Origin of the sequence: Bartonella sp. OC68QHHN (assembly GCF_042193875.1) — a bacterium.
Classification (GTDB): domain Bacteria; phylum Pseudomonadota; class Alphaproteobacteria; order Rhizobiales; family Rhizobiaceae; genus Bartonella; species Bartonella grahamii_A.
Genome location: NZ_JBHIME010000015.1, coordinates 1 through 8,109 on the forward strand (window position 1 = coordinate 1; position 8,109 = coordinate 8,109).

Below are 8,109 nucleotides of genomic sequence, written 5' to 3' on the forward strand. Positions count from 1 at the left end.
AAAAAGCCCTTTGTGCCCTTTCAAACCATTGATAATGCCGTCCAATCGATCATCACTAATCAGTGGTTTGGAGCCGTCAAATAAAAGAAAAGCAAATGCTGAAAAAACTAAAAGATAGTTTGTGTCTTTATATTAGAAAATAATTTAAGAAATTGAGATCATAATTTTTCCACAGGAAATAAATATGTTTACAGATAAGCAGCGAAAAGCCTTTTATAGCGTTATAATTTTTACATTGGTATGTTTTTCAAGAATAAGAAAAAATCTTGACTTTATTCAGGGTATTTTGACATTCACGTCTATTTCTTTGGTGATAGTAACAACTGTTTTTGCAATTTTATGCAATTCTAATATCCCTTCTGAGTCACAAAACAACCCACAACATAAATGCGGCAATACAACAGGTTGGAAGAGATTAACCTGTGAGTTACAAAAGTATATGCACAGTCTCCTAAAATTAATAATTTTAGCGCTTGTCGTTTTAATTTTCCCAAGTAGTTATAAAGAAACTGTTTCTTTGCCTGTTATTTCTAAGTATGCGGAGCACAAGTTTTCTTTTTCATTGGATACCGTACTTTGGTACTTAGATATTGCTCTTTGGTATTCAAATATTATACTTTGGTACTTTTTTTATTCTGTGTATTCTTACTTATGTTGCGTACACGCAGTTTAATAAATATATCTATTTACACTCTACAGTGCTCTATTAAAGAGATACAGTAAATTTTATGATTTCATGCTTTAATTTTTCTTTTATATTGCCTTATTTATACATACCATTATCATTTTTAATTGTTTTAATAGCAAATTTATGTTAAAAATTTTCAGTATTAAATATTATATCAAAATTATTATGTGTCTTTACAACAAAACTTATATTTTTAAATACGGGATTTACTTCATATTTTTTAAAAAAGTTCAAAAAAACTCCTTTAAATTATTTTTTTATTTAAATTTGATATCCAAGCCGAATTCTATTTTAGTATAATCATCCGTGGGAAATTCACCCAACAAAAGTTTAGCCATCTTTAGCAAGTTGTCTTCTGATTGCATTGCAAAAAAGTCTGATTGTTTTGGTTGTGTATATTTCAGTTTTATCTCTTTAATTAAACGCAATTTTTTTTCGAACTCTTCCTTACCAACAATATCCGGTAAGATATCAATCGTTTTCGGGGGAAAAGATTTTTTATAGTGTAACTGCAAGAATTTGTTTAACTCTTTATTTGAAGAAAAAAGAGTGAACTCTATAGGAATCAAAATTCCAAAATATCGCTTATTCTGTTCAATCTGATTTTTAGAATGTGGGTTAGGAATATTCTGAAAGTCGTTTTCAGAATCAATTACTTAAGGATTATAAGGACTATTTTCTTCTGTTAAAACGTAAATCTAATAGCAGATCTTCGAGTTCACAGAAAACTTTTCGATTATTAAGATAGCACATTGATTATCACGGTTAAAACGGTATCTTCCCTCCTATAAAAATTTATCAGCACCATTGATATTAACTAATTCTGTGGCTGGATCTATCTTATATTTATAAGAAAGGAAGTTAATAGTATTCATAAAGTTAACATAATTACAATGTCTGTAGTCCTATCAGATTGTAGGTACTAGCCAAATTATCTTAGTGGTTATGAGAAGGTGGTGTATCTAAAATATATTGCATTGTTTAGAATCATTTAGCTAAAGATCAAAGGTATAAAATTTTAATTGCAAAAGCAATACGAATTTTAAAGAACTCTGCAGTAAGAGCTGCTTAGATTTTTAGAATATGACTCCACCTTCCCTGCTTTTAAGTGGAGAAGAAATTAGGGCATTGAACGAAACATGGCATCACGTAAAATGGCGTTAATCCGTGTTTGATATCCTTTCGCTTGACTTTTAAGCCACGCTAGCACGTCTGAATCCACACGCACAGTTATAACAGTTTTCGTTGGTTTATAGAATGGATTGAAAACGGCGTTTTTCCAGAACGCATCATTGAGTGGCAGAATATCTCTATGATCAATTGCACTGTCCGGCATTACAGCCAGTTTATCAATTTCAACTCTCTGTTTATCTGTCAAAGGCGATAAGTTATCTACATCAATTTTATAACAAACTTTCTTCTTTATAACGTTTCCTCTTTTTCAAGTTGGCTCGCCGTGCTGAAATAACACGGATTACCTCTATACCATCTTTATCATCATGGACAGTATGGGCTACGAATAGTAATAAAAAATCTTCCACGAGCCCTCAAGCTTGCTAACCATATTCTCCGTTTTCAATACAATCTTGTTTAGCCATAGAGAATGGGTCTGCAAAAATACATGCAGCTATTTCAAAACTTAAACAGTGTTTTCTAGATTACTTTTTGTTTTAGCTTCATCCCATTCAAATCTCATTTTTATACCTATATTAATACATTCATAAGGGTATTATGTACATCACGAGTTTTAAATGAATACTGAATTATCCATGTTTTTGTACAATTAATATAATTTAATACTTTTAAAATTAGTGATTAATTAACTGAAAATATTAAAAAATAATAAATTATCCTAAGGCGTTATGCATATAATATGCAAATCGAATAAAGCTTACAAGCATGTTGAATAAAATGATATTAATTGGCTATTTAGGGGTTGATCCTGAAAACAAAAAATAAATTGTGGTGTCGAAATATTCAATTTTCGTATGGCCACTTCTGAGAGGTATACAGATAAAAAGACCAATCAAAAAGTAGAGAAAACTAAATGGCATTCCGTGGTACTTTTTAATCCACATACATTTGGCAAAAATTGTTTTTCAGTACAGAACTCCCCCTTTTTCCGAATGAATGAGAGGAACAGATCTTTTAATCGCGAGTGCAACAAAGGATGCAATCAACACTTTTAAACAATCGCCTATCAAAAAACCTGATGAAGCTATTAAAACCTTCAGTAAAGAAACTTTGGTTACATACGCTGTCCATGGAACACCAAAAGAATAAACTATCCCAATGCCACCAACAGTATTTATCACAAATAATGTTATAAAATTTAACCGCTGCCAAAACAATTCTACCATAAAACCAATAAAAAATGCAGCAAATGGAAAACCTATTAAATAACCACTTGCAATCCCTGAAAAAACACTGATTCCACCACGACCACCAGGCAATAGAGGTAACCCAATCGCAATAAGAACAAGGAAAAGAAGTGATGCTAAAGCTCCCCTTTTCGCTCCAAGTATAGAGCCTGCTAACATCGGAGCCATAGACTGAGCTGTAATAGGGACACCCAACAAAAAAGGAAGATAAATAGGAGGAAAAAGACTCAAAACAGCGTAAATAGCGGCAAATAACGCAATATAAACTAAATCTTTTGTATTCATTTGATTCTTCTTTCACATAAAAAACTTTGATTATTATGAGATGCTGTATCAATTATCAGCATCATAAGAACGCGCTTCCAATGCTTCAGCCACTTCTGAAGCCATTCTTATGGTTCGTATAATTAAAGGTATCGCAAGAGCGACAATGTTAGTATTAAGTCCCCGTGCTTGCTGTGCTTCATGTACCTCATTAAACTTTTCACTCAAAAGAGGAATAAACCTGATCGCCATAGAGATAACCATACTCACTTTTGATGGATTTATACCAAAACAACAAAAAGGCTGAAGCCCGACTTCAATTGCATCCACCATATCTGAAACTTTTGTTGTGAATGAAATAAGTGATGATAAAGAAAAGAGGATAACAAGATGTAATATGACCTCAACCCCTGTAAGCCAACCGCTAAAAATAGTTTGAAATACAAATAGAAGAACTAAAAGCAATCCCATCGATTTAAATTGCTTTATTGCAGTTTTGAAAGGGATCTTGGCAACTCTATAGAATAAGATGACCAACAACAAAAATAACCCAAGAAGCGCTATGGAAGAAACCATTATTATAAAAGTTCCACACGCCGTAAGAGATAATAACTTAACTCCAGGACTTAACCTATGAATAAATGTATCCCTTGGAATATATAAACCGATCATGACATTCTTCTTATATACTCCTTGATAGCAACAAAAGGTACATCATCAATTGCTATCTCCCCCTTATCAAAAACCAGCACTCTATCAAACTTTTTCAAAAACTCCAAATCATGCGATACAACTATTGCCGTTTGTGGTAATTCTTCTATCACTTGCGTAACGCGATTCTTATTTCGCAAATCAAGTAATGTCGTCGGTTCATCAAAAATAATATAGTCTGGTTTCATTGCAACTACACTGGAAATAGCAACGAGTTGTTTTTGCCCACCACTTAATAAATGGACAGCGTGATTTCTGAAATCTTGAAGTTCATAGCGCTGTAAAATTTCATCTACACGCTCCTTAATTTCATCTTTATTAAGCTTTAAATTTTTAAGACCAAAGGATAAATCCTCTTCAACTAATGGTAAAACAATCTGATTATCGGGATTCTGAAAAACAAATCCAACTTTACGCTTTACTGCTTTTGCATCGCGTTTGGTATCAAGCCCATCAACACTTACAAAACCATGAGATGGTAATTGGAGTCCATTAATAAGACGAACAAATGTACTTTTTCCAGAACCATTCGCACCTATAACAGCAATTCGTTTTTCGGTAAGCTGTACAGTAATATTTCTTAAAACACACAAATCACCAAAAACTTGTGTTACCTGATTAAATTTTATAGTCCCCAAGATTTATTCCAATCAATCCCTTTTATTAGCTCTTCTTTCTCTATCGTTTCAGTTTATAACCTAAAAGTAATAACAAGCACCATAGAGGAATAATAATGACTGCCAAACTCATATCAGGCATCTGTACAGGAATATATGTTTCAAGAAAAGGCACGCTTATTCCTATCATATCAAAAAGACGAGTCATCAATCCATTTTGCCTAAAACCACTGATAAACATAATGCAAAATAATAAAGCAAGAAAGCAGAGGCAAAGATAGTTAGCGTAAGGATATAAACCAAACGCATAAGTAAAGTCGCCTTTTCTGTTCTTATGCGCATTGCGAAATTTCAAATGAACAATAACAATAATAGCCCAAGTAATCACTGCTGCTGCAGTTGCAAGAGCCATGATCCGCATGAAACTATTATCAGGAACAAGAGCATTAACAACGACAATCAACACCGTACAGAATGATGAAAAAAGGATAGCAATATAAGGAACACGAGCAGCACTCAATTTACTAAAAATATGTGGTGCATTTTTTTGTACAGCTAAACTATAAAGCATACGGCCATTAGAATAAATGCCACTATTGTAAACAGAAATAGCAGCCATAATCACCACAAAATTCAAAATATGACCAGCAGCAGGAATTCCTATAGTCTCAAAAATTGTAACAAATGGACTACCATTTTTTCCAATCATATTCCAAGGGCTGATTATCATAATAACGCTAATAGAACCAATATAAAAAATTATAATCCTCCACATAACTTGACGGATAGCCGCTGGAATTGTTTTTTGTGGATTAGATGCCTCTCCAGCAGCAATACCAATAAGCTCTGTTCCTCCAAAAGAAAACATTACTACAGAAGTCGCTAAAACAATCCCTGCTGCTCCATAAGGAAAAAAACCCCCATGGTCCCAAAGATAATTAATATTCGCTTGATTTTCCCCTAGTCCAGTGACAATGAGAAAAATTCCCAAAATAATCATACCAATAACAGCAGCCACTTTGATCAAAGCACAAGCAAATTCAAATTCTCCATAAAAACGAACATTAAACAAGTTAACGAATGTAACAAATAAAAGAACAATGAAAGATGCCTTCCAATGATCAATCAAAATCCAATGATCAAGGTAAAACCCTATCACTGTAAGTTCAGCCATGCTCACAAGAATATAAAGAAACCAATAATTCCAACCTGTTATGAAACCAGCTAATCTTCCCCAATATTTATAAGCAAAAAAACTAAATGCTCCTGAAGACGGTTCTTCTACTGACATTTCACCAAGCATTCGCATAATGAAATACATAATAAGTCCGCCGATAAGATAAGATAAAACGACTGAGGGACCAGCTAATTGAATTGCCTCGGTTGACCCATAAAAAAGTCCTGTCCCAATAACGCCACCCAAAGCAATCATTTGAATATGGCGATTTTGAAGGCTACGCTTCAATTCATCGTGCTTTTTTTCAAACATCATGCCTCATTACTTTTGTTGAACCTAACCTCAACTTTTATCGAAAAATTAGGCACCTTTTTCAAAAAACACAAAACAAACGTAAACTTATTTTCTTATCATAATGCAACTCCTTATTTTTTTGTGCATTATACGTATGTCCCGTTGAAGTTTTAAGAAAAAATATGCTCCACCCTTTATTTAAATTAATGTCCTTCATTTTCGTTACACTAACCATTATAGCATTGGTCATTGATAATGCACACTCTGTGATCACATCACATTGGACAACAACCCCCTTTAATAAAATTTTAATAAACCTTTTGCAAACAGATGTCTATCACCTTAATCAATCTCTATGCAAGGGAATGCCTGATTTTCTGTCCTCAATTTGCATTAGTCTCACTTATTTACCAGCATGGTTTATCTTTGGTGCTTTAGCAATAGTATTTTGTATCTTAAATTACGAAAAACAAAAACCTTTTCACAAAATATCATATACATACAACGAAGAATACATTTAATCTTGAAAAAACTTCTAGAGCTCTCTGTACTAGACACAACCGATATCGCTTAGAGTACCTCACCCTATTAAAACAACTGAAAATCACTTGATCATCAGAACGGATTAAAACGCTTTATTATAAATATATGCGCTCACTTATGATTTCTATAGATAACGATCACATCACTTCATTTGTATCAATTTAAAAAAATTAGCAAATAAATCTACTTCCATCGATAAGAAAACTCTGTATAGAAAAAACTTAAAATATTGAATTTTATATATTTTTCTATAGCTACTTCTTTATACTCTACAAAAACTTTTCTTAATTTTAGTACTAGAAATTACATATAAAAAACGTCTTCTAATATCAGCACTCCTTATAAGATTGGAACTTCTTGAAATTAATGAAGAAGCTTTTAAAAATATTCTACAAGTCTAGCAAAATGCGTTAAATAAAAACTAATCTGTAAATAATTGAAATTGTGATAAAGAACATTTCGCACCTTCCTCCCATTCTGATATCCACCCTATTACATCTAAAAAAATCCAAGAGACTATTACTAGAAAAAATTTTAAAGCACTTTCTCCCTATTGAGAAAATCGTAACATAACAGCTTCAGTAACACTCTGTTCTTTTAAATCTGAAAATCGTCTCGCTAAAACATCAACTTTTTAAATATCTCATCCAAACTTTTCTATTGATTAGTTACCACTCGAGAAAGTTCCTCAATGAATTTTTTTTGGTAAGCTAGCTTCATTTCTCGTTCTATCAGCCAATCTTCATCCGACACGATTCTTACTCCATCTTAAATAAAAAAACGTGATTAATTTTATAATCCTCCCCCCTCTTTTCTTACCATAAAAATGAGAAGTAACTTTTCAACTAATTCTACTCATCTTATTTTCACCTTATAAAGGATTTATGATGATCTTTATTTTCCTAATTACTTATTCAACAAATTTCTTTCTTAAAAATCAGAAATATTTTTATCTTTACTAAGTTATCTTGACACCATTTTCCATCCTAAAGATTTACATTCCCAGCTTCTTAATTTGAGTATTATCGTAAATTGGAAAGCATTTTATAGTATTAAGATCAAAGAATACTATCCTCTAACTTTTACATATTTCTCCTTCAAATTATTATTATATTTTATAAATCATTGAAAAAATGCATTCTTGCTTTTATACGTACTTTTAGCTATTACTCTCAAATTAGTTTTGTTTCATTGACTTAGAAACCTATGCCGCATTAGCTCAGTTGGTAGAGCACATCATTCGTAATGATGGGGTCGCTGGTTCGAATCCGGCATGCGGCACCACTTTTTGTTTTCAACGTGTTTAAATATATAGATTTTTTCTTCAAATAGCCATTTGTAGCTTGCCAGCGAGTTTTGTATAATTTGCCACTAGGTTTTGTAGCAATTTATTTTTTTCAAAGAGTTTTAAAGGTGCTCTCAAAGGGTCTTCAA

The 8,109-nt window shown here is 32.3% G+C and carries 7 protein-coding genes, 1 tRNA gene and 2 pseudogenes; 4 read left to right on the forward strand and 6 right to left on the reverse strand.

The window, feature by feature from the left end; translation table 11 throughout:
* The first annotated feature begins 184 nt into the window (after positions 1-184).
* Positions 185-723, forward strand: a pseudogene (locus tag ACFIJ0_RS01115) (hypothetical protein).
* 222 nt (positions 724-945) lie between these two features.
* Here ACFIJ0_RS01115 and ACFIJ0_RS01120 read toward each other — a convergent pair.
* On the reverse strand, positions 946-1,203 hold the full coding sequence (locus ACFIJ0_RS01120) for a hypothetical protein (RefSeq protein WP_375644167.1): 258 nt from the start codon (positions 1,201-1,203) through the stop codon (positions 946-948).
* A gap of 605 nt (positions 1,204-1,808) precedes the next feature.
* Positions 1,809-2,114, reverse strand: coding sequence for a BrnA antitoxin family protein (locus ACFIJ0_RS01125; protein ID WP_375623724.1), 306 nt, complete (start codon positions 2,112-2,114; stop codon positions 1,809-1,811).
* 473 nt (positions 2,115-2,587) lie between these two features.
* Between ACFIJ0_RS01125 and ACFIJ0_RS01130 the strand changes: the two are divergent.
* Positions 2,588-2,766: pseudogene (locus ACFIJ0_RS01130) on the forward strand (single-stranded DNA-binding protein); the annotation flags it as partial.
* Between the two features lie 21 nt (positions 2,767-2,787).
* On the opposite strand, the gene ACFIJ0_RS01135 reads toward ACFIJ0_RS01130, so the two are convergent.
* The 4 genes from ACFIJ0_RS01135 to ACFIJ0_RS01150 are packed head-to-tail and all read right to left on the reverse strand — an operon-like array spanning position 2,788 to position 6,150.
* Positions 2,788-3,354: a biotin transporter BioY gene (locus ACFIJ0_RS01135; RefSeq protein WP_375623716.1), complete on the reverse strand. Its 567-nt coding sequence runs from the start codon at positions 3,352-3,354 to the stop codon at positions 2,788-2,790.
* 48 nt (positions 3,355-3,402) lie between these two features.
* Positions 3,403-4,005 (reverse strand): energy-coupling factor transporter transmembrane component T family protein, encoded by a 603-nt coding sequence (locus tag ACFIJ0_RS01140; protein WP_375623718.1) that lies wholly within the window; start codon positions 4,003-4,005, stop codon positions 3,403-3,405.
* Positions 4,002-4,682 carry an energy-coupling factor ABC transporter ATP-binding protein gene (locus ACFIJ0_RS01145; RefSeq protein WP_375623720.1) on the reverse strand — a complete coding sequence of 227 codons (681 nt, stop codon included), beginning with the start codon at positions 4,680-4,682 and terminating at the stop codon, positions 4,002-4,004. The genes ACFIJ0_RS01140 and ACFIJ0_RS01145 overlap by 4 nt, the downstream gene beginning before the upstream one ends.
* 40 nt (positions 4,683-4,722) lie before the next feature.
* Positions 4,723-6,150, reverse strand: coding sequence for an amino acid permease (locus ACFIJ0_RS01150; RefSeq protein WP_375623726.1), 1,428 nt, complete (start codon positions 6,148-6,150; stop codon positions 4,723-4,725).
* A 164-nt stretch (positions 6,151-6,314) separates the two neighbouring features.
* Between ACFIJ0_RS01150 and ACFIJ0_RS01155 the strand changes: the two genes are divergently transcribed.
* Together ACFIJ0_RS01155 and ACFIJ0_RS01160 are read left to right on the forward strand one after the other, a co-directional pair.
* Positions 6,315-6,653 carry a hypothetical protein gene (locus tag ACFIJ0_RS01155; RefSeq protein WP_375623722.1) on the forward strand — a complete coding sequence of 113 codons (339 nt, stop codon included), beginning with the start codon at positions 6,315-6,317 and terminating at the stop codon, positions 6,651-6,653.
* Positions 6,654-7,883: 1,230 nt separating this feature from the next.
* Positions 7,884-7,959: transfer RNA gene (locus tag ACFIJ0_RS01160), tRNA-Thr, on the forward strand.
* Positions 7,960-8,109: the final 150 nt, after the last annotated feature.